The 25457-nt window shown below is 51.9% G+C and carries 1 protein-coding gene; it reads right to left on the bottom strand.

Features of this window, described 5'->3' with window-relative positions; all coding sequences use genetic code 11:
* Nucleotides 1-25405: BspA family leucine-rich repeat surface protein (locus tag GTQ38_RS12810; protein WP_161435917.1), on the bottom strand; the 25405-nt coding region annotated here is incomplete at its 3' end.
* Nucleotides 25406-25457: the final 52 nt, after the last annotated feature.

Genomic DNA, 25457 nt, shown 5'->3' with positions numbered 1-25457 from the left:
CAGGGACATTGGATGCACATTGTACATTCACCGCTGCCGGGTTACTGGCCGTTGGGGACGTAGTATCACCTATGGTGATGGTCTGGGTGACATCCGTGCTGTTCCCAGCTTCGTCGGTTACCCTATAAGTCCGTGTAATAGTTTCCGGGTTGCTTTTACCATCACTTACATCGCTGACAAAGGTGACCGTTGGGTTTACGGTACAGTTGTCAGCCGCATCGGTTACCACCGAAATGTCAACAGCAGGGATATCTGATGTACATTGTACGCCTACCGCCGTTGGATTACTGGCTGTTGGAGCCGTAGTATCGCCTATGGTGATGGTCTGGGTGACATCGGTACTGTTCCCGGCTTCGTCAGTTACCCTATAGGTCCGGATTACGGTTCCAGGGTTGCTGGTGTTGTCTCCCACATAGGTAACCGTCGGAGTTACCGTACAGTTATCCGACTCATCAGTCACTACGGTGATGTCCACAGCAGGGACATCGGATGAACATTGTACGCTTACCGCTGTTGGACTACTGGCCGTTGGGGCCGTGGTATCCTCTACGGTGATGGTCTGGGTCACATCGGTACTGTTGCCGGCTTCGTCAGTTACCCTATAGGTCCGGATTACGGTTCCAGGGTTGCTGGTGTTGTCTCCCACATAGGTAACCGTCGGAGTTACCGTACAGTTATCCGACTCATCAGTCACTACGGAGATGTCCACAACAGGGACATCGGATGTACATTGTACGCTCACTGTTGTTGGGTTACTGGCCGTTGGGGCCGTGGTATCCTCTACGGTGATGGTCTGGGTGACATCGGTACTGTTGCCGGCTTCGTCAGTTACCCTATAGGTCCGGATTACGGTTCCAGGGTTGCTGGTGTTGTCTCCCACATAGGTAACCGTCGGAGTTACCGTACAGTTATCCGACTCATCGGTCACCACAGTGATGTCCACAACAGGGACATCGGATGTACATTGTACACTCACTGCTACCGGGTTGCTGGCCGTAGGGGCCGTGGTATCGTTTACTGTGATGGTTTGAGTGACATCCGTACTGTTCCCTGCCCCATCGGTTACCCTATAGGTCCGGGTAATGGTTTCCGGATTGCTATTGCCATCACTGACATCACTTACAAAGGTCACTGTTGGATTTGCGGTACAATTATCGGCCTCATCGGTAACCACGGTGATGTCTGATGCCGGAGCGCTACATTGTACGCTGATGGCTACAGGATTGCTAGCCGTCGGAGCGGTAGTATCCTCTACCGTGATGGTCTGGGTGACATCTGTGCTGTTCCCAGCTTCGTCGGTCACCCTGTAGGTCCGGATTATGGTTCCCGGGTTGCTAGAGTCGTCTCCCACATGGGTAACCGTTGGAGTCACCGTACAATTATCGGCCTCATCGGTCACCACGGTAATGTCCACAGCGGGGATATTGGAAGAGCATTGTACACTCACTGCTGCCGGATTACTAGCTGTTGGAGCGGTGGTATCCTCTATGGTGATGGTCTGGGTGACATCGGTGCTGTTTCCTGCTCCATCAGTTACCCTATAAGTTCTGGTAATGGTTCCCGGGTTGCTGGTGTCGTCTCCCATATGGGTAACCGTCGGATTTGCGGTACAGTTGTCCGCCTCATCGGTCACTACGGTAATGTCCACGGCTGGGACGTTAGACGCACACTGTACGCTCACCGCAGCCGGGTTACTGGCCGTTGGAGCGGAGGTATCTTCTACGGTGATGGTCTGGGTAACATCGGTGCCGTTCCCTGCCCCATCGGTTACCCTATAGGTGCGGGTAATGGTTTCCGGGTTGCTGTTGCCATCACTGACATCGCTTACAAAGGTCACAGTTGGTGTGCCACAGTTATCCGCTGCATCGGTCACTACGGTGATATCTGATGCCGGAGCACTGCACTGGGCAGTTATGGCTGCCGGATTACTGGCCGTTGGGGCCGTAGTATCCTCTACGGTGATAGTCTGGGTAACATCGGTGCTGTTCCCTGCATCGTCCGTTACCCTATAGGTCCGGGTGATGGTTTCGGGATTGCTGTTGCCATCACTCACATCACTGACAAAAGTAACTGTTGGATCTGCGGTACAATTATCAGCCTCATCGGTCACTACGGTGATGTCTACCGCAGGAATATTGGATACACATTGTACACTCACTGCTGCGGGATTGCTGGCCGTAGGAGCCGTGGTATCGTCTACAGTGATGGTCTGAGTAACATCGGTACTGTTCCCGGCCTCATCAGTTACCCTATAGGTCCGGATGACTGTTCCCGGGTTGCTGGTGTCGTCTTCCACATAGGTAACCGTCGGAGTCACCGTACAGTTATCCGCTTCGTCAGTTACCACCGAAATATCTGCAGCAGGGACACACTGAGCACTGATGGCAGCCGGATTGCTGGCCGTTGGGGCCGTAGTATCCTCTATTGTGATGGTCTGGGTGACATCGGTGCTGTTCCCGGATTCATCGGTTATCCTGTAGGTCCTTGTAATTATCTCAGGGTTGCTGTTGCCATCACTAACATCACTGACAAAGGTCACTGTGGGTGTGCCGCAGTTATCTGCTTCGTCGGTCACTATGGTAATGTCCACGGCGGGGACATTGGAAGAGCATTGTACACTCACCGCTGCCGGGTTGCTAGCTGTAGGAGCAGTGGTATCCTCTACAGTAATAGTCTGGGTGACATCTGTACTGTTTCCGGCTCCATCGGTTACCCTATAGGTCCGCGTAATAGTTTCCGGGTTGCTATTGCCATCGCTCACATCACTTACAAAAGTGACTGTTGGGTTCGCGGTACAATTGTCCGCTGCATCGGTCACTACGGTGATATCTGATGCCGGGGCGCTGCATTGTACGCTGATAGATGCCGGATTACTGGCCGTCGGAGCGGTGGTATCCTCTACGGTAATGGTCTGGGTAACATCCGTACTGTTCCCTGCCCCATCGGTTACCCTATAGGTCCGGGTAATAGTTTCCGGGTTGCTATTACCATCACTCACATCACTGACAAAGGTGACCGTTGGGTTCGCGGTACAATTGTCTGCTGCATCGGTCACTACGGTGATATCTGATGCCGGAGCGCTACACTGGGCGCTAATGGCTGCTGGGTTGCTGGCCGTTGGAGCGGTGGTATCCTCTACGGTGATGGTCTGGGCGACATCGGTGCTGTTTCCGGCCCCATCCGTTACCCTATAGGTTCGGGTGATGGTTTCAGGATTGCTGTTGCCATCACTCACATCGCTGACAAAAGTAACTGTGGGTGTGCCACAGTTGTCAGCTTCGTCGGTAACTACGGCAATATCCGCAGCAGGGACATTGGAAGAGCATTGTACACTCACCGCTGCCGGGTTGCTGGCTGTAGGGGCCGTAGTATCATTTATCGTAATAGTTTGGGTAACATCGGTGCTGTTCCCTGCCCCATCGGTTACCCTATAAGTGCGGGTAATGGTTTCCGGATTGCTGTTTCCATCGCTCACATCGCTGACAAAAGTGACTGTTGGGTTTGCGGTACAGTTATCCGCCTCATCGGTCACTACGGTGATGTCTGATGCCGGAGCGCTACATTGTACGCTGATGGCTGCGGGATTACTCGCCGTTGGGGCCGTGGTATCATTTATCGTAATAGTTTGGGTAACATCGGTACTGTTTCCGGCACCATCGGTTATCCTGTAAGTCCTTGTGATTACTTCAGGATTGCTGTTGCCATCGCTCACATCGCTAACAAAGGTGACTGTTGGGTTCGCGGTACAGTTGTCCGCCTCATCGGTCACTACAGTGATGTCCGATGCCGGGGCACTACACTGGGCACTGATTGCTGTAGGATTACTGGCCGTAGGAGCGGTAGTATCGTCCACCGTGATGGTTTGGGTGACATCGGTGCTGTTCCCGGCTCCATCCGTTACCCTATAGGTCCGGGTAATGGTTTCTGGATTGCTGTTGCCATCACTGACATCACTGACAAAAGTGACTGTAAGGTTCGCGGTACAGTTGTCCGCCGCATCGGTCACTACAGTAATATCCGATGCAGGAGCGCTACATTGTACGCTGATGGCTGCCGGGTTACTGGCCGTTGGGGACGTGGTATCGTTTACCGTGATCGTCTGGGTAACATCGGTACTGTTCCCGGCCCCATCGGTAACCCTATAGGTCCGGGTAATGGTTTCCGGATTGCTCTTCCCATCACTCACATCGCTTACAAAGGTGACTGTTGGATTTGCGGTACAGTTGTCCGCCTCATCGGTCACTACAGTGATGTCTGATGCCGGGGCGCTACACTGGGCGCTGATGGCTGCTGGGTTGCTGGCTGTAGGAGCGGTGGTATCGTTTATGGTGATGCTTTGGGTGACATCGGTGCTGTTCCCGGCTCCGTCAGTCACCCTGTAGGTCCGGGTGATGGTTTCAGGATTGCTCTTCCCATCACTGACATCATTTACAAAGGTGACTGTTGGGTTTGCGGTACAGTTGTCCGCCTCATCGGTCACTACGCTGATATCTGATGCCGGGGCGCTACATTGTACGCTGATGGCTGCGGGATTACTGGCCGTTGGGGCCGTGGTATCGTCCACCGTGATGGTCTGGGTGACATCTTTGATGTTCCCCGCAGTGTCCGTTACCCTATAGGTTCGGGTAATGGTTTCCGGGTTGCTTTTACCATCACTAACATCACTGACAAAAGTGACTGTAGGTATGCCACAGTTGTCCGCCTCATCGGTCACTACGGTAATGTCTGATGCCGGGATATTGGAGGAGCATTGTACACTTACCGCTGTGGGGCTACTGGCCGTAGGGGCTATCTTATCCTCCACCGTTACCGTGGCAGTGCAACTGTCAGTGTTATTACTGCCATCGCTTACCGTAAGGGTTACCGTATTCGCCCCTGCATCCAAACAGTCAAAACTCGTTTGGTCCAGAGACAGCGATACAGTACCTCCACTGTTGTCGGACGAGCCGTCGTCGATGTCCGATGTGCTGATCGTTGCGCTGCCCGATGCGTTCAGCTGTACAGTAATGTCCTTGCAGACAGGTGTGGGGACCGTATTGTCCACCACGGTCACGTCTTCCGAACAGCTAGCCTCGTTCCCGTTGGGGTCAGTTACTGTTAGAGTAACTGTGTTTGTCCCAAGATCATCGGCCGTAAAGCTGGTCTTGGATAGACCCAAGGTTACACTTCCACATGCATCGCTGGAGCCATCGTTTATAAGGTCCGTCGTAAGGCTGGCCTTGCCATCAGTGCCAAGGTAAATTGTTGTCGATGTCTTACACTTTGCCGTCGGCTTGATAGTTTCCACGGCATCGCCGGTAATACCTAGGGTCAGCGCGGCGCGTTCGACTGCAGCTATGCAGTAAACGAGTCCGGAAGCGCCAATGGTAACGGTGTTCGTAAAGCCCTGGCCATGCCAGCCAATAATGGTGGCGTCCCAATTCTCCATGGAAAGCCCACTATTGCTAAGCATATCGATACCATTGGCCAACACCCCCAGGTCCCAATCTCCGAGGTCCTGATCAAAGGTAGTTGCATTCTGGAACATCCACTGTTTATTCGTAACGCTGCCTGTATCCCAGAAACCAATGTCCTGATTAAAGACGCTTGCGCTCCGGAACATTGAAAACATATTAGTGACCTTGCTTGTGTTCCAGGAACTAATGTCCTTGTCAAAAGCACTTGCAAACCGAAACATCGAATTCATATTGCTGACCTTGCTTGTATTCCAGGAACCGACGTCCGCATTAAATAGTGTTGCACCATTGAACACAGACCCCATATCAGTCACACCGGACGTATTCCAATCAGAAAAGCTCGAATTGCCCTTAAGTGTCGTACACCCCTGAAACATGGACTTAATATTGGTTACTTTACTCAGGTCGGGAGCGTCTGTAGCTTTAACATCCAGATTGGTACAGCCAAGAAATGCTGATGCCATTGTACTCCAGGCGATATCACTGCCCCATTGGTCTACAGAGAGTAGCTTTTTATTATCTCCCAGCCCCATCATGAATGGATCGAAACTTATCCCATTTAAGGTCCCGTTCCCGGAAGCGGCATTACGAAGAGCTATCTGTATCTCCCCGGCGGTATGGCCATAGGTAGTAATATTTATAGTAATTTTCCCGGTTTGATCCAGAAGTTCGTAGGTACCGTCATTGCCCAGATCCACATCATAAGTCCCAGTTACAGGGATAATGAAGGAGTTGCCATTGGAAGTACCAGGCCTGGTAGTGTCCCAGGTAGTCACAAACACACTTTTGGGGTCCGTAAATACCGGTACTGTGACTGTGGTCGTACAGGTTTTCGTGCTGCTACCATCGCTCACCGTTAGGGTCACTGTATTATCACCAATGTGGTTGGTCGTAAAGTCTGTTTGGGACAGACTCAGTGATATCCCGCAGCCATCGCTTCCGTCATCAACAAGATCGGATGTCAGGCTGGCCGTACCGCTGGCTCCTAGTCGGAGGGTTACCGTCTGTTGACACTTGGCAGTAGGCTGGGTAGTTGCCTTGCTATCCCCGGTAAAGGTAAAGGTCGTCATCGCGGCACGCTGGGTGCGGGCCCTGCAGTAGACAAGGCCCAGGGCGCCAACAGTCACCGTGTTGCTAAAGCCCTGGCTGTGCCAGCCGATCAGCGTGGCGTCCCAGTTATCATTAGAGAGCCCAGTACCATTGAGCATATTGGTACCATCGGTCAACTTCCCAAGGTCCCAGTCTTCCAAGTTCTGGTCAAAGGCGCTCGCGTTTTGAAACATGTTGCTCATACTGGTCACATCGCTGGTATCCCAGGAACCGAGGTCCTGGTTGAAGGCAGTCGCGCCATTGAACATGTTGCCCATATCGGTCACACTGCCAGTGTTCCAGGAACTGATATCCTGGTCAAAGACGCTCGCATCAGAAAACAGGTAGCGCATATTGGTTACCTTAGCGGTGTTCCAGGAACTTATGTCCTGATCAAAGGCGCTTGCACCATAAAACATTCCGTCCAGCTTAGTCACACTGCTGGTGTCCCAGGAACCAATGTCCTGATTAAAGGCACTTGCACCAGAGAACATGGAGTTCATATCGGTTACACTGCTGGTGTTCCAGGAACTTATGTCCTGGTTAAAGGCGGTTGCATTGGTAAACACACCACTCATATCAGTTACGCCGCTGGTATTCCAGGAACCTATGTCCGCATTAAAGTTGCTTGCATTCCAAAACATATAAGACATACTGGTCACCTTATCCAGGTCGGGGGAGTCACTCGCCGTTACATCCAGGTTAGTACAGCCAGAAAATGCCCTGTTCATTGTGCTCCAGGCTATGCTGCTACCCCATTGATCGACAGATAGCAGTTTATTCCGGTCACCCATACCGTTGAAATGTATCCTGGTCAGGTCACCGCTGCCGGAGACTGCATTCCTTAGACTAACTTGTATCTCCCCGGCGGTATGATTGTAAGTGGTCACATCAACAGTAATGGTCCCGGTTTGATCCAGCAGTTCGTAGGTACCGTCATTGCCCAGGTCCACGTCATAGGTTCCTGTGGCAGGTATGGTGATAGAATTGCTATTGGAAGTTCCAGATTTGCTCGTGTCCCAGGTGGTCACAAATAGGCTTGCTGTATCCTCCACGGTCACTGTTGTCGTACAGGTTTTCGTATTGCTGCCGTCGGTCACCGTTAGGGTCACTGTATTATCACCAAGTTGGGCAGTCGTAAAGCTGGTTCGGGACAGGCTCAGGGAAATCCCACAACCGTCGCTACCGTTGTCTACAAGGTCGGATGTCAGGGTAGCCGTACCATTGGTACCCAGTCGGAGTGTTGCCGCCTTGCACCGAGCCGTCGGCTGAGTAGTACCCTTGCTGTCCCCGACAAAACTGAAGTTTGTCATCGCGGCACGTTCGAGAGCAGCCCTGCAATAGACCAGGCCAGAGGCCCCAATGGTCACCGTGTTGGTGAATCCTTGTTCATGCCAACCAATTAATGTAGCATCCCAGTTAGCTACCGAAAGGCTACTGTTATTGAGCATTTTATCTCCATCCGTTATTTGCCCAATATCCCATTCACCCAGATCCTGGTCAAAGTCGAATGCACTCCAGAACATCTCGCGCATATTGGTCACCTTGCTGGTATTCCAATCACCGATGTCCTGGTTAAAGGCCCATGCGGCGGTGAACATATTGCGCATACTTTGAACCTGACTTGTGTCCCAGGAACCGATGTTAGCATTAAAGTCGTTCGCGTTATTGAACATGTCGTCCATATGGGTGACACTACTGGTGTTCCATGAACTGATGTCCTTGTCGAAATCCTGAGCATGATAGAACATGCTGTTCATATTGGTAACATTGCTCACATCCCAGGCACTGATGTCCTGATTGAAGTATTCGGCAAAGTAGAACATAGCATTCATATTGGTCACCCCGCTGGTGTTCCAACCGCTAAGGTCCTTATCAAAACGCCAGGCGTTGGAAAACATTTCACTCATGTCTGTGACACTGCCCACGTCCCAACCGCCAATACCCTTGTTGAAGGATTCGGCATCCTGAAACATGCTGTTCATATTAGTAACCTTGCTTACATTCCAACTGCCAATTTCCTGGTTAAAAGCTTCGGCCCCTTCAAACATACCCTCCATATTAGTTACGCTGCTGGTATTCCAACCGTTAAGGTTCCGGTTAAAGGAGAATGCAACGAAAAACATCCACTTCATATTGACTACTTTTCCAGTGTCCCAGGAACCTATGTCCTGGTCAAAGGTAGCGGCCGACCGAAACATTGAGTACATATCAGTCACGCTGCTGGTGTTCCAATCGTCAAGTTCCTGGTTAAAGTTGCCTGCATTCCGGAACATGGAGTTCATATTGGAAACCTTGCCGGTGTCCCAGGAACCTATGTCCCCATTAAAGGCTCCTGCACCAGAAAACATGGAGGCCATATTGGTCACCTGACTTGTGTTCCAGGAACCGATGTCCCCGTTAAAGGCTCCCGCACCAGAAAACATATTGCTCATATCGGTCACACTGCTCAGGTCAGGAGCGTCTGTCGCCAGCACATCCATATTGGTGCAGCCATGAAATGCCCCCGCCATGGTACTCCAGGGGATATCGCTGCCCCATTGATCCACGGAAAGCAGCTTCTGTCTATCGCCTCCATTGTTGAAATGTATCCGGGTCAGGTTCCCATTATCAGACGCGGCATTTCGTAGGGCCACCTCTATTTCCCCTGCCGTATGGCTATAATTGGTCACATTTATGGTAATGGTCCCGGTCTGGTCCAGTAACTCGTAGGTGCCATCACTACCCAGATCCACATCGTAGGTCCCTGTGGCAGGAATAGTAATGGAGTTGCTGTCGGAGGTTCCGGGTTTGGTAGTGTCCCAGGTGGTCACAAATAAACTTGAGTCATACTCAATGATCACCGTGGCCGTACAGGTGTCTGTGTTTCCATTAGGGTCTGTTACTGTGAGGGTCACAGTATTCTCCCCAAGATGCGAGCTCGTAAAGTTACTCATGGACAGGGCGAGGGAGACCTTGCCACAGGTATCACTGGAACTGTTGTCGATAAGGGAGGCGTCCAGGGTTACCTTGCCAGTTGGGTCCAGTTGGAGTGTGGTCGCCTTGCACTGAGCATCTGGTTTGGTGGTTTCAGCGCTGTCGCCCGTGAAGCTATAAGTCGTCATCGCAGTACGTTCGGCTTTGGCCTTGCAGTACACCAATCCGGAGGCGCCAATGGTAACTGTGTTTGTAAAGCCCTGGCCATGCCAGCCAATGAGAGTGGCATCCCAGTTGGTAATTGAGAGCCCGCTATTGTCAAGCATTCCGATACCATCACTCAGCTTTCCAAGGTCCCAATCCCCCAGATCCTGGTCAAAGGCGCTTGCACCGGATAAAATGTAGCCCATATCGGTCACACTGCTAGTGTTCCAGGAGCCGATGTCCTGGTTAAAGGCAGTTGCACCACTGAACATGCTGCTCATATCGGTCACCTTGCTGGTGTTCCAGGAACCGATATCCTGGTCTAAGGCCTTGGCATCGGTGAACATACTGCCCATAATGGATACTCTGGAGGTGTTCCAGGCACTAATGTCCGCATTGAAGGCAGTTGCGCCTTTGAACATGGTTTGCATATTAGTGACACTAGATACATCCCATGAACTGATGTCACCGTTAAAGGCGGAGGCTTGCCAAAACATGGCCTGCATACTGGTCACGTTGCTGGTGTTCCAGGTGTTGAAATAGTCTGTCCCCGTAAGCGCTGTACACGCGGCGAACATTTGGAACATATTGGTCAACTTGCTCAGGTTCGGGGCATCGGTGGCCTTAACCTGCAGATTGTTACAGACGGCAAATGCACTCTCCATGGTGCTCCAGTAGATGGAGCTGCCCCATTGGTCCACCGAGAGCAACTTCTGCCTGTCGCTCGTCTGGTATAGTGGGAAATTTATCCGGGTGAGGTCTCCGTTACCGGAGACTGCATCACGAAGACCTAGCTGAATCTCACCAGAGGTATAATTACTACTGGTATCAGGGTTGGTATAGGCAGTCACGTCTACAGTAATAGTCCCCGTCTGGTCGAACAGGTCATAGGTGCCGTCGTTACCTACATCTACATCGTAGGTCCCTGTGACCGGTATGGTGATGGAGTTGCTGCTGGAGGAACCAGATTTGGTCGTATCCCAGGTGGTCACGAAAACGTTCTTAGGATCTAGCTCCACGGTCACTGTGGCATCGCAGGTATCTGTATTCCCATTGGGGTCGGTTACCGTAAGGGTCACTGTATTCGCACCGATATCGTCGATGGTGTAGCTGGTTTGTGGAATGCTCAGGGAGACGGACCCGCAGGCATCGTAGGAACCGTTGTCCACAAGGCCCGCTGTAAGGTCAGCCCCCAGGGCAAGAGTCACCGCCTTGCATTGTGCTGTCGGACTGCCGGTTTCCGCACTGTCACCGGTGATTTTGAGGCTATTACTTATCAAATCGGCACGTTCTGTACCGGCCTTGCAGTATTCCAGTCCGGAGGCTCCGACAGTAGGGGTGTTTGTGAATTCCTGCTCATGCCAACCGATCAGTGTGGCATCCCAGTTGTCCATGGAGAGCCCACTATTGTTAAGCATACCGGTGCCATTGGTCACCTTTCCCATGTCCCAATCCCCCAAATCCTGATCAAAGGAACTTGCGCCATTAAACATGTAGCTTATATTGATCACATTGCTGGTACTCCAGGAACCGATGTCCCGGTCAAAGGCGATTGCCTCGTAAAACATGCCGTCCATCCGGGTAACGCTAACCACGTTCCACGAACCGATTTCCTGGTCAAAGGCACTTGCGCCATAGAACATACCCCGCATATTATTTACACTACTGGTGTTCCAGGAGCTGATAGCCTGGTCAAAAGCCGTGGCGTTCCAGAACATGAATTCCATATCTGTTACTTTGGACACATTCCAGGAACCGATGTTAGCATTAAAGGCGCTTGCTCCATTGAACATATTGCTCATAACGGTTACGTTGCTGGTGTCCCAGGTACTGATATTCTGGTCAAAAGCCGTTGCAAAGGCAAACATATAGCTCATATCGGTCACGCCAGAGGTGTTCCAGGAGCTTATGTCCTGATCAAAGAGGCTTGCCCGGGCAAACATGCCTAACATATCTGTAACACCGCTTGTGTTCCAGTTGGAGAAGTTGTTGGTCGTGGTCCCTTTAAGTGCTGCGCACTCGTAAAACATCTGGCTCAAATCAGTCACATTGCTCAGGTCGGGAACATCGGTTGCCAGCACATCCAGATTGGAACATCCGGCAAAAGCCTCCTCCATGGTAGTCCAGGAGATGCTGCCACCCCATTGGTCCACTGAAAGCAGCTTCAGCTTATCGTCTGTACCGTTAATCAAGAAACGTATTCCAGTCAGGTCTCCCGAATCGGAGGCGGCATTCCTGAGGGCCACTTGTATTTCTCCGGCGGTATGGCTATAACTGGTAACATCTACGGTTATGGTTCCGGTCTGGTCCAGCAGTTCATAGGAGCCGTCATTGCCAAGGTCCACATCATATGTCCCCAGGGCGGGAAGGGTGATAGAGTTTCCGTTAGAGGAGCCGGATTTGCTCGTGTCCCAGGTCGTTACAAATACACTTGCGGGATCGTCCAGCATTATATTCACCTTGCTCTGACATGTACTTGTATTGCCCTGGCCATCAGCCACTGTAAGGGTGACCGTATTCGCACCCAGGTCGGAGGTGGTGAAACTGCTTTGTGACAGGCTCAGAGAGGCGATTCCGCAGGCATCTTCAGGACCGTTGTATACGAGGTCGGTAGTCAGGGTGGCCGTACCATCCGTGCCCAGTTGTAAGGTGACCTCTTGCTCGCACAGGGCTATCGGCAGAGGAGTTCCCGCACGGTCACCGCTTATGTCGAATGTCAGCGCAGCACGCTCGGTACCGGACTTGCAATAGGTTAAGCCTGAGGCCCCGACAGGAGGGGTATTGGTAAAGCCCTGATTGTGCCAACCTTTGAGTGTGGCATCCCAATTGTCTGTGGAGAGTCCGCTATTCCCTAGCATGGCGGTGCCATCGGTTAACTGCCCGAGGCCCCAATCGCCCAAGTCCTGGTCAAAGGCAGTTGCATTCTGAAACATGCCCCCCATATTGGTCACACTGCTGGTGTTCCACGAACCGATGTCTCCATTAAAGGCGCTTGCCTGAAAGAACATGCCGGCCATAGTGGTAACATTACTTGTATTCCACGAACCAATGTCCCCGTCAAAGGCACCTGCCAGATAAAACATGCCCGAAATATCCATGACACTGCCCATATCCCAGGAATCGAGGTCCTGATTAAAGGCGGTCGTACCGGCAAACATATAGCTCATATTGGTCACTTTGCTCGTGTTCCAGGAACCGAGGTCCTGGTCAAATGCAGCTGTGCTGGCGAACATATAAACCATGTTTGTCACGTTTTCTGTGTTCCAGGATCCGAGGTCCTGGTCAAATACGGTTGCACCGCTGAACATACCGCTCATATTGGTTGCGCTGCTGGTATTCCAGGAACTGATGTCCTGGTCAAAGGAGGACGCGTTCCGGAACATGTCTCCCATAAGGGTCACCTTGTCTACATTCCAGGAACCGATATCCTGGTTAAAGGTGCTTGCACCAGAAAACAAGGAGCCCATATTGGTCACAGTGCTGGTGTTCCAAGCAGAGAAGTTGTTTGTTGCCGTTCCTTTGAGTGAAGTGCAGCCAAAAAACATATAAACCATATTGGTTACGTTGCTCAGGTCCGGGACATCGGATGCCAGTACATCCAGATTGGTACACTGGCTAAATGCATTACTCATGGAACTCCAGGAGATACTGCTACCCCATTGGTCCACCGAGAGCAGCTTCTCCCGGTCGTCTGTTTGATTTAGAGGGAAACGTATCGCGGTCAGGTCCCCGTTCCCGGAGATGGCATTACGGACGGCCACTTGTATCTCCCCGGCGGTATAGTTATATTCAGTGACATCCACGCTAAGGGTACCGTTCTGATCCAGCAGTTCATAGCTGCCATCATTACCCAGATCCACATCGTAGGTCCCTGACAAAGGAATATTGAGGGAGTTGCCATTGGATACACCGGATTTGGTGGTGTCCCAGGTCGTCACAAATGTGCTTGCGGCATCCTCTACGGTTACCGTTGCCGTGCAGGTATTGGTCTTATTATTGCCACCGGTCACCGTCAGGGTGACTGTGTTCGTCCCGAGGTTGCCAGTCGTGAAGTTGCTCTTGGACAAGCTTAGCGCGGTGCCCCCGCAACCCACGCTACCGTCGTCCACAAGAGCGGGGTCCAGGGTGGCTGTACCGTCGGAGCCCAATCGGAGCGTCACTGCTTCCTTACATGTCGCTTCTGGATCGGCATCTGACAGGACGTCACCGGAAATGTTGAGGGTCAGCGCGTCACGTTCTGCGTGGGCCTTGCAGTAGATCAGCCCTAAAGTGTTAATGGTGGGTGTGTTGGTGAAGCCCTGGCTGTGCCAGCCGATCAGCGTTTTGTCCCAGTTCTCCACTGAGAGCCCACTGTTGTTGAGCATGCCAATACCTCTGGTTAGCTGCCCCAGGTCCCATGCCCCCAGGTTCTGGTCAAAGGCGGCGGTGCCCACAAGCATGCCGGACATATCGGTAACGCTGCTCGTATTCCAGGAACTGATGTCCCCATTAAAGGCGATCGCACTGCCAAACAGGCTGGTCATATCGGTCACCCTGGATGTGTTCCAGGTGGAGAAGCCCGTCTCAGCCCTGAGTGCCATACATCCAGCAAACATTAAGGACATACTGGTCACACTGCTTAGGTCGGGGGCATCAGTCGCCAGCACATCCAGATTGGTACAGCCGAAAAATGCATCCTCCATGGTGCTCCAGGGGATATTGCCCCATTGGTCCACGGAGAGGAGCTTCTCCCGGTCACCCAAATTGTTGAAATGTATTCTGGTCAGGTTTCCGGAACTGGTATTGCGAAGAGCCACCTGTATCTCCCCTGCCACGTAGTTGTTACCGTCGGGATCACTATAGTTGGTGATATTCACAGTAGTTTCATCGGTCTGATCGAACAGATCATAGATACCATCATTGCCCACGTCCACATCGTAGGTCCCCGTGGCGGGGATGGTGATGGAGTTGCCGTTGGATGAGCGGGCACTGGTTTTGGACGTATCCCAGGTGGTGATGAAGGTGGAGGAAGCATAACTCTCCACGGTCAAGGTGGTGGTACAGGTATCCGTATTCCCGTTGGGGTCTGTTGCAGTAAGGGTCACCGTTTTTGTGCCGAGGTCCGCGGTCGTGAAATTGCTCTGGGACAGGCTCAGCGAAACAGGTCCGCAGGCAGTCTTGTTCGAACCATTGTCCACTAGGTCGGTCGTCAGGGTGGCGGTGGCGCTGGCGTCCAGGTCCAGTTGCAGTGTCAGTTGCGGATGGCACTCGGCATTTGGCTGGATTTCCGGGCTGTCCTTGATAAAGTTGAAGGGCAGCGCGGCACGCTCGGCATAGGCCCCGCAGTAGACCAGTCCTTCGGCACCGATGCTGGGCGTGTTGGTAAAGCCCTGCTTGTGCCAGCCTTTTAGCGTGGCATCCCAGTTGGCGACCGAGAGCCCACTACCATCAAGCATACGAAGGCCTTCGACCAATGCCCCCAGGTTCCAATCCCCCAGGCTCTGATCAAAGGCGGTCGCGTAATTCAATATGTTGGCCATCTTGGTCACCTTGGTCACATTCCAGGAACCGATGTCCTGGTTAAAGCCGGTCGCGGTGGAAAACATGCCGGTCATGTCAGTTACGCTTTCTGTGTTCCAGGAACTAATGTCCTGGTTAAAAGCCTTTGTGCCATTAAACATCCACCTCATACTGGTCACCTTGCTCACATCCCAGGAACTGATGTCCCGGTCAAAGACTGTTGCGCCATTGAACATGCCAGCCATATTAGTCACCTTACCGGTGTCCCAGTTGGAAAAGTCCGTTGCTGTTCCAGTAAATGCGCTACAGCCGGCGAACATATGGCTCATATTGGTCACATTGCTGGTGTCCCAGTTGGAGAGGCTCGCCTTTGTCAGGTTCGCATTCCCGATAAATGAGGTACACCCGCGGAACATGCTTTCCATACTGGTCACATTGCTAAGGTCCGGGGCATCCGTGGCCTTGACCACCATATTGGTACAGCCATGAAATGCTGTCTCCATGGAGGTCCAGGCAATACTACTGCCCCATTGGTCCACGGAGAGGAGCTTATTCTTGTCGTCTGTATTGTTGAAATGTATCGCGGTCAGGGTTTTCCCGGAAGTGGTATTGCGGAGGGCCACCTGTATTTCCCCAGGGGTATATTTATTACCAGTAGCAGGGTTGGTATATTTGGTAATATCTACGGTTATAGGTTTGCCACCTCCAATGGTTCCGGTCTGGTCCAGTAGCTCAAAGGTACCATCATTGCCCAGGTCAACATGGAAGGTCCCAATGGCGGAGATGGTGATGGAGTTGCTGTCGGACGAGCCGTCGCTGGTTTTGGTGGTGTCCCAGGTGGTGACAAATACGCTTTTGGGATCATCGAACATTACATTTACGGTGGCCCGGCAGGTATCCGTGTGGCCGGAGGCAGATCTCACCGTAAGGGTCACGGTATTTGGGCCGAGGTCGGAGGTCGTAAAGATATTTGGAGACACCGAATAGGACAAGGACTCAACCCCACAGGGAGTGCTGGATCCGTTATCCACAAGTAAGGGTGCCAGTGTGACCGTGCCATTGGTACCCAGTTGGATTGATGCCTTCTTGCAATACGCTACCGGTCGGGAAACCTTTGGGGTGTCGCCGATAAAGTTGAAGTCAGACCCTAATTCTTGACGTTGTCCATATGAAATGCAATAAACTAGTCCGAGGGCGCCGATATTAACTTTATTGGTCTTGCTCAAGTTCTGGCTGCGCCAACCGATCAGCGTGGCGTCCCAGTTGTCAAAAGAAAGTGCCGTATTATCTAGCATATTAGCGCCATAGGTCAACCCTTTCAGGCTCCAATTGCCCAGGCTTTGGTCAAAGGCGCTTGCACCATTGAACGCGGAAACCATATTGGTCACCCTGGCCGTGTTCCAGGAACCGATGTCCTGGTTAAAGCTGGTTGCACCGCTAAACATTCCACCCATATGATATAAGCTGGATGTGTTCCAGGAACCAAGGTCCTGGTCAAAGGCGGTCGCGCCATTGAACATAGAACTCATGGTTTCCACCTTGCCCGTATCCCAGGAACCGATGTCCTGGTTAAAGCTGGTTGCATCTTTGAACATATTGCCCATACTCGTCACGCTACCCACATTCCAGGAACCTATGTCCTGGTTAAAGGCGCTCGCACCATTAAACATGTTACGCATATTGGTTACATTACTGGTGTCCCAGTTGGAGAAGCTCGCATTCCCCTTAAGTGAGGTGCAGCCGTCAAACATGCTTGATATACTGGTCACGCTACCCAGGTCGGGTGTGTCAGTTGCTTTAATATCCAAATTGGAACAGTCGCTAAACGCAGTTCTCATGGTGCTCCAGTTAATACTACTACCCCATTGGTCCACGGAAAGTATCTTATCCCTGTCGGCCTCGTAATTATAGGTCCAAAAGCTTATCCTCTCCAGGGTCCCGTTACCGGAGGTTGCGTTGCGGAGGGCCACCTGTATTTCCCCGGCGGGGTACCCATAGGTAGTGACATTTATCTCGGTTATGTCGGTCTGGTCCAGCAGTTCAAAGGAGCCATCATTGCCTAAGTCCACATCATAGGTCCCGGTGGCGGGGATGGTGATGGAGTTATCGTCTGACCTGCCAAAGTTTGTCGTATTCCAGGTTGTTACAAATACGCTTGATGGATCATCCGCCATTACGTTAACCGTGGCCTGGCAGGTGTTTGTGTTACCATTACCATCGGTAACAGTAAGAGTAACTGCATTAGGGCCGAGGTCGGAGGTAGTAAAACTACTTGGGGAAACGCCCAGTGAGACACTTGCACAAGTGTCGCTGGAACCGTCATCCAAAAGGGAAGCGTCCAGGGTAGCCGAGCCATTGGTACCCAGTGCGAGTGCCACTACTGACTTACATCGGGCCGTTGGATCGGTGTCCTCCGGGCTGTCGTCGGTGATGTTGAAGGTCAGTGCGTCCCGCTCGGTGTAGGCTTTGCAGTAGACCAGTCCGGAAGCCCCAATAGTAGGTGTGTTAGTGAAAGTCTGCCCATGCCAACCGATGAGGGTGTTGTCCCAGTTGTCCACAGAGAGCGCAGTACCATTGAGCATAGAGGCGCCAAGGCTTAGTTGCCCCAGGTTCCAGCCCCCAAGGTTCTGGTCAAAGGCGCTTGCGCCATCGAGCATGGAAACCATATTGGTTGCGCTGGCCACATTCCAGGAACCAATGTTCTGGTTGAAGGCGGTTGCGCCCTGAAACATATAGCTCATATTTTCCACCTTGGCTGTATTCCAGGAACTGATGTCATGGTTAAATTTAATTGCGCCATTAAGCATAAAGTTCATCGCAGTCACCTTCGCAACATTCCAGGACCCAATGTTTTGGTCAAAGGCAGTCGCGCGATAAAACATATGGCCCATATTGGCTACGTTGGCCACATCCCAGGAACTGATATTCTGATCAAAGGCGCTTGCCTCCCGGAACATGGAGCCCATATGGGTCACCTTGGCTACGTTCCACAAACCGATGTCCGCATTAAAAGCAGTTGCCTTATAGAACATCTGATCCATGGTGGTCACATTTGTGGTGTTCCAGGAACCGATGTTCTTGTCAAAGACAGTTGCTTCCCTAAACATCCCCGACATATTGGTCACGCTGGCCGTGTTCCAGGAACCGATGTCCTGGTCAAACGTTCTTGCATTAAAGAACACATAGGACATATCTGTCACACTGCCGGTCTTCCACGAACCGATATCCTGGTTGAAGGCAGTTGCACCATTGAACATATAGGACATATCGATCACTTTGGCCACATTCCAGGCACCGATGTCCTGGTTAAATTTGCCTGCACTCAGAAACATACCGGCCATATCGGTCACCTCGCTTGTGTTCCAGGAACCAATGTCCTGGTCAAAGGCGTTTGCGACAGCAAACATATGGCCCATATCAGTCACCTTGCTTGTGTTCCACGAACCGATGTTCCCATCAAAGGCGATTGCGCTGGCAAACATACCTGACATAGTGGTCACACCGCCGGTGTTCCAGGTGGAGAGGCCCGTGGTCCCTATAAGTGTTATACAACCGGCAAACATCTCGCTCATATCGGTTACACTGCCCAGATTAGGGGCATCAAGTGCCCTGACCTTCAGATTGGAACAGCCATGGAATGCTGCTTCCATGGTACTCCAGGCTATTGCACTGCCCCATTGGTCCACGGAGAGCAGCTTCCGTTTGTCTCCGGTGTTGTTGAACCAGATCCTGGTCAGGTTTCCGGAGCCTGAAGCAGCATTGTTAAGGGCCAGCTGTATTTTTCCGGGCGTGTAGTCATAAGCGGTAACATCCACAGTAATGGTTCCTGTCTGATTTAAAAGTTCATAGCTACCATCATTGCCCAGGTCAACATCATAGGTCCCACTGGCGGGAATGGTGATAGAATTTCCGTTTGAGGTGCCGGGTTTGGTGGTGTCCCAGGTGGTGACAAACAGATTTGTAGGAAGGGCCTCCACAATCACTGTGGACTGGCAGGTATCCGTGTTTCCGCTGATATCAGTTACTGTAAGGGTCACGGTGTTATTACCAATATTTGTGGAATTGAAGCTGGTCTTGGACAGTTCCATTGAAATCCCGCATCCATCGCTACCGTTGTCTACAAGGGAGGGATCCAGACTGGCCGTACGGTTGATGTCCAGTCGAATTGCCGTCGTCGTCTGGCACTCCGCCGTTGGCTGGGTGTTTGCCAGGCTGTCGTCGGATATTTTGAGGCTATTTTGTATCAAATCGGCACGCTCTATAGCGGCCCTACAGTAGACCAGCCCTTCAGCGCCAACGTTAGGGGTATTGGTAAAGCCCTGGTCGTACCAACCGATCAGGGTGTTATCCCAATTATCCGTGGAGAGCCCACTGCGGTCGAGCATATCGGTGCCATTGCTTAACTTCCCGAGGTTCCATTTGCCAAGATCCTGATCGAAGGCAGTTGCGTCCGCAAACATGCCGGTCATATCGGTCACGCTACTTGTGTTCCAGGCACCAATATTCTGGTTAAAGGCACTTGCCTGCCGGAACATCGCGCGCATACTGGTCACGCTACCCACATCCCAGGAGCCGATGTCCTGGTTAAAGGCGCTTGCCCTCCAAAACATGCCGGCCATATTGGTCACCTTGCCCGTGCTCCAAGAACTGATGTCCTGGTCAAAGGCGCTTGCATCGACAAACATGTCGGCCATATCGATTACGCTGGCCGTGTTCCAGGAACTGATGTCCCCGTTGAAGGCGCTTGCTTTCTGGAACATGAGGCCCATATCGGTCACGCTACCAGTGTTCCAATCAAGATCCTGATCGAAGGTACTTGCCCTGAAGAACATCCGCTCCATAGTGGTCACCTTGCCCGTGTTCCAGGAACCGATATCAGCGTTAAAACTACTTGCTCCGGAGAACATGTAACTCATATTGGTCACTTTGTCCGTATTCCAGGAACCTACATCACCGTTGAATTTGATTGCCCCGGAGAACATATAGCTCATATTGGTCACATTGCTGGTGTTCCAGTTGGAGAAGCCCGTGTTCCCCGTAAGTGAACCACATCCGTCGAACATCGACCTCATATTGGTCACACCACTCATGTCAGGAAGGTCTGTAGCTTTGATTTCCAGGTTGCTACAACCATGGAATGCGCTAGCCATGGCATTCCAGGGGACACCGCTGCCCCATTGGTCCAAAGAGAGTAACTTCTGCCTGTCACCCGTATTGTTAAACCGTATCCCGGTCAGGTTCCCGGTAAGGGCATTGCGGAGGGCCACCTGTATTTCCCCGGCGGTATGGCCGTGAGTGGTAACATCTATTGTAATGGTTCCGGTCTGGTTGCGTAGTTCATAGGCACCGTCGTTGCCCAGGTCCACATCATAAGTCCCTGAGGCGGGGATGGTAATGGAGTTCCCATTGGAAGTCCCGGGGTTAGTTGTATTCCAGGTCGTAATGAAAGTGTTCGTGGTTTTCTCCTCTACGGTCACTGTGGCCTGGCAAGTGTCTTTATTGCCATTGGAGTCGGTTACTGTGAGGGTGACCGTGTTCGTGCCAATATCGTCAGTAGTAAAGATTCTCTCAGCAACAGTAATTCCACTGGCATCGGACACGCCCAAGGAAGAAATCCCACAGGCATCACTTGAATCGTCATCCACAAGGTCAGGTGTCAGGGTGGCCTTACCAGTAGGATCCAGCTGGATTGTTGCAGCCTTGCAACGGGCTTCCGGAAGGGTGGTTTCCGCACTGTCATCGACAATGTTAAGAGTTATTGCAGCACGCTCGGCGAAGGCGGTGCAGTAGACGAGGCCATCAGCGCCAATAGTGACATTGTTGCTAAATTCCTGCTCGTGCCATCCCTTGATCGTGGCGTCCCAGCTGTCCAGGGAGAGCCCACTGTTATCGAGCATATCAATACCATCAGTCAATTGCTCCAGGTCCCACGAGCCAAGGTCCTGATCAAAGGTAGTTGCATTATAGAACATCTCACCCATATCGGTCACCTTACTTGTATTCCAGGAACTGATGTTCCTATTAAAAGCGCTGGCTTCCCGGAACATGAAGCCCATATTGGTCACCTCGCCTACATCCCACAAACTGATGTCCCCATCAAAGGCGGTCGCGACCTGGAACATGCGGGTCATAGTGGTCACTTTGCTCGTGTTCCACGAACTAATGTCGCCATTAAAGGCCACTGTTCCACCGAACATCCCTGACATATCAGTCACACTGCCGGTATCCCAGGAATTCAAATCCTGGTCAAAAGCGCTTGCATTCAAAAACATCCACTTCATAGTGGTCACGCTGCTGGTATTCCAGGAACCGATGTCCTGGTCAAAAATGCTGGCACTTTCAAACATGTTTTGCATATTGGTTACCTTACCCACATCCCAGGATCCGATGTCCTGATTGAAGGTCAAAGTACCTTTGAACATGTTGCCCATATCTGTTACGCTGCTTGTGTTCCAGTTTGTGAAGCTCGAAGTCCCCTCGAGTGACGTACACCAGGCAAACATTGAATTCATAGCAGTTACATTGCTCAGGTCAGGAAGGTCGGTTGCCAGAACGTTCAGATTGGTACAGCCAAAAAATGCCTGTTCCATGGAGGTCCAGGAGATACTGCTACCCCACTGGTCCACGGAGAGCAGCTTCCGCCGGTCACCCCCATTATTGAAATGTATCCTTGCCAGGGTCCCGTTCCCGGAGATGGCATTGCGGAGGGCCACTTGTATCTCCCCGGCTTGATAGCCATAGGCGGTGACATCCATCTCAACGGTCTGGGTCTGGTCCAGCAGTTCATATGTACCGTCATTGCCCAGATCTACATCATAGGTTCCAGATGCCGGGATAGTGATGGAGTTCCCATTGGACGAGCCAGATTTAGTCGTGTCCCAGGTGGTGATAAAGAGGTTTGTGGGAGGATTCTCCACCGTTACTGTGCTTGTGCAGGTATCCGTCTTGTTGTTGCCACCTTCCACCGTCAGGGTTACTGTGTGCACGCCGATGTCTGAAGTGGTGAAGTTGCTCTTGGACAAGCTTAGGGTGGCGCCCCCACAGCCCACGCTTCCGCCGTCCACACGGTTGGCATCCAGCGTTGCCGTACCGTCCAGGCCCAATCGGAGTGTCACTGCCGTCTTGCATGTAGCCTCTGTGACTTCTGACAGGTTATCGCCGGAAATGTTGAAAGTCAGCGCCTCTCGCTCTGCATAAGCCTCGCAGTAGATCAGCCCTAAAGTGTTAATGGTGGGCGTATTGGTGAAACCCTGACTGTGCCAACCGATCAATGTGTTGTCCCAGTTCTCCACTGAGAGCCCGCTGTTGTTAAGCATGCCGATACCTCTGGTTAGCTGCCCCAGGTCCCATGCCCCCAGGTTCTGGTCAAAGGCGGCGGTGCCCAAAAGCATGCCGGACATATCGGTAACGCTGCTCGTATTCCAGGAACTGATGTCCCCGTTAAAGGCGATCGCACTGCCAAACATGCTGGTCATATCGGTCACCCTGGATGTGTTCCAGGTGGAGAAGCCCGTCTCAGCCCTGAGTACCAGACATCCAGCAAACATTAAGGACATACTGGTCACACTGCTTAGATCAGGGGCATCGGTCGCCAGCACATCCAGATTGGTACAGCCGAAAAATGCATCCTCCATGGTACTCCAGGGGATATTGCCCCATTGGTCCACGGAGAGGAGCTTCTCCCGGTCACCCAAATTGTTGAAATGTATTCTGGTCAGGTTTCCGGAACTGGTATTGCGAAGAGCCACCTGTATCTCACCTGCCGTGTAGTTGTTACCGTCGGGATCACTATAGTTGGTGATATTCACAGTAGTTTCATCGGTCTGATCGAACAGGTCATAGATACCATCATTGCCCACGTCCACATCGTAGGTCCCCGTGGCGGGGATGGTGATGGAGTTACTGCTTGACGAACCGGTACGGGTTTTGGCCGTGTCCCAGGTGGTGACGAACAGGTTTGTGGGAAAGGGTAGCACGTTCACTGTGGCCTGGCAGGTGTCCGTGTTCCCGCTGACGTCAGTCACCGTAAGGGTAACCACATTCGCACCAATATCGTCGGTCGTAAAGCTACTCTTGGACAGGTTTAGAGAGGCAATCCCGCAACCATCGCTATCGTTGTCCACCAGGGAGAGGTCCAGGGTAACCGAGCCGTCGAAGTTCAGTTGGATTGTCGCCTCCCGGCACTGCGCCTTAGGAAGTGTATTTGCCAGGTTGTCTCCGGTAATATTGAGGGTCAGCGCTGTACGCTCTGTTACTGCCCTGCAATAGACCAGTCCCTGTGCGCCAATGTTGGCCGTGTTGGTAAGGCCCTGGTCGTGCCAACCAAACAGTGTGGCATCCCAGTTGTCCACAGAAAGTCCACTGTTCTTGAGCATGACGTCACCATCGGACAATTGTCCCAGGTCCCAGCCCCCAAGGTCCTGGTCAAAGGCACTTGCACCAGAGAACATGGATTGCATAGTGGTCACTTTGGCTACATTCCAGGAACCAATGTCCTGATTAAAAGTGCCTGCATTCATGAACATGTAATCCATATCGGTCACACTGCTCGTGTTCCAATTGGAGAAGCTAGAGGTTCCCTTAAGCGAGGTACAGGCCCGAAACATCCGGGTCATATCAGTTACATTGCCCAGGTCAGGAACATCGGTCGCCTTAATGTCCAGATTGCTACAGCCACTAAAGGCATCCTCCATAGTACTCCAGGCTATGCTGCTGCCCCATTGGTCTACGGAGAGCAACTTCTGACGGTCAGGTGTTGAGTTGAAACCTATCCCTGTCAGGCTGCCGGAGATCGCATTGCGAAGGGCCACTTGTATTTCCCCTGCCGTCTGGCCATATTCCGTGACATCTATGGTTAGGGTCCCGCTCTGGTCCAAAAGTTCATAGCTGCCATCATTGCCCAGATCCACATCGTAGGTCCCTGTCGCAGGGATGGTAATGGAGTTCGCATCAGACGTGCCAGTACCGGTCTTGGATGTGTCCCAGGTGGTCATAAATACGCTTGAGCGGGGCTCCACATTCACAGTAGTCGTGCAGGTCGATCCATTTCTAAGGTTGTCGAACACAAACAAGGAGACCGTATTTGCACCAAGGTCACTAGTCGTGAAGCTGCTTTTGGACAGGCCCAGCGAGTAAATTCCACAGGTATCATAGGAACCATTATCTACAAGGTCAGCAGTTAGCGTGGCTGTACCGTTACTGTCCAGTTGGAGTGTTACCTCCTTGCACCGGGCTTTCGGATTGCCAATTTTCTGTTTGTCGCCGACAAATTTGAAGGTCATGGCCGAACGGAAGGATGCTGCCTGGCAGAAGACCAGTCCTTCAGCACCGATAGTAGGGCTATTGGTAAAGCCCTGGGTGTACCAACCCATAATGGTGGCATCCCAGTTTTCACCGGAGAGCCCACTATTGTCAAACATACCGGTACCATTTTGATGTGGGCCTTCGCCTGTATATGCATCATAAAGACCCCCGAGGTACCAACTGCCCAGGTTCTGATTAAAGGAGCTCGCGCCGCTGAACATATGTATCATACCGACAGCACTGCTTGTATTCCAGGAACTGATATCCTGGTTAAAGGCTGTTGCACGCTGAAACATCTGGCCCATTTGGGTGACCTTGGCCACATTCCAGGAACCGATGTAGGCGTTAAAAGAACTTGCCTCGAAAAACATCCATCGCATATTCCGCACATTGCTCACATCCCAGGTGTCGAAACTTGCGTTCCCCTTAAGCGAGGTACATTCTCCAAACATGCCTTCCATACTGGTTACCTGGCTTACATTAGGGGTGTCAGTCGCCAGAACGTCCAAATTGCTACAGCCCCAAAATGCACCATAAATATTGCCGCTCCAAGATGTGCTGGTTCCCCACTGGTCCACGGAAAGTATCTTCAGCTTGTCGTGTACATTGACAAACATTATCCCGCCAAGGGTTCCGGACCCGGATACAGCACTGCGAAGGGCCACTTGCAATTGCCCGGCGGCATAGCCATAGCTTGTTACATCCACGGTAGTTGCACCTTCCTGATCCAGAAGTTCATAGGTACCATCATTGCCCAGGTCCACATCGTAGACTCCTCTGGCAGGGATACGGATGGAGTTGGCGTCAGACGAACCGGGTCTGGTCGTATCCCATGTAGTGATGAATTCACTCTGGGCAAAAAGGCCTGAAGAAATCCATAGACATATAATAAAGGGAAGCAAGGACCCTTTTAAGCCCATAGGGTAGTTTGTTTTCATAAGATATCAGGGTATTTGTATGAAACGATCGACCTTAAATCGATCTTCATTG

The organism is Poritiphilus flavus (assembly GCF_009901585.1).
Lineage (GTDB): Bacteria > Bacteroidota > Bacteroidia > Flavobacteriales > Flavobacteriaceae > Poritiphilus > Poritiphilus flavus.
This window is presented reverse-complemented; position numbering and strand designations above follow the sequence as displayed.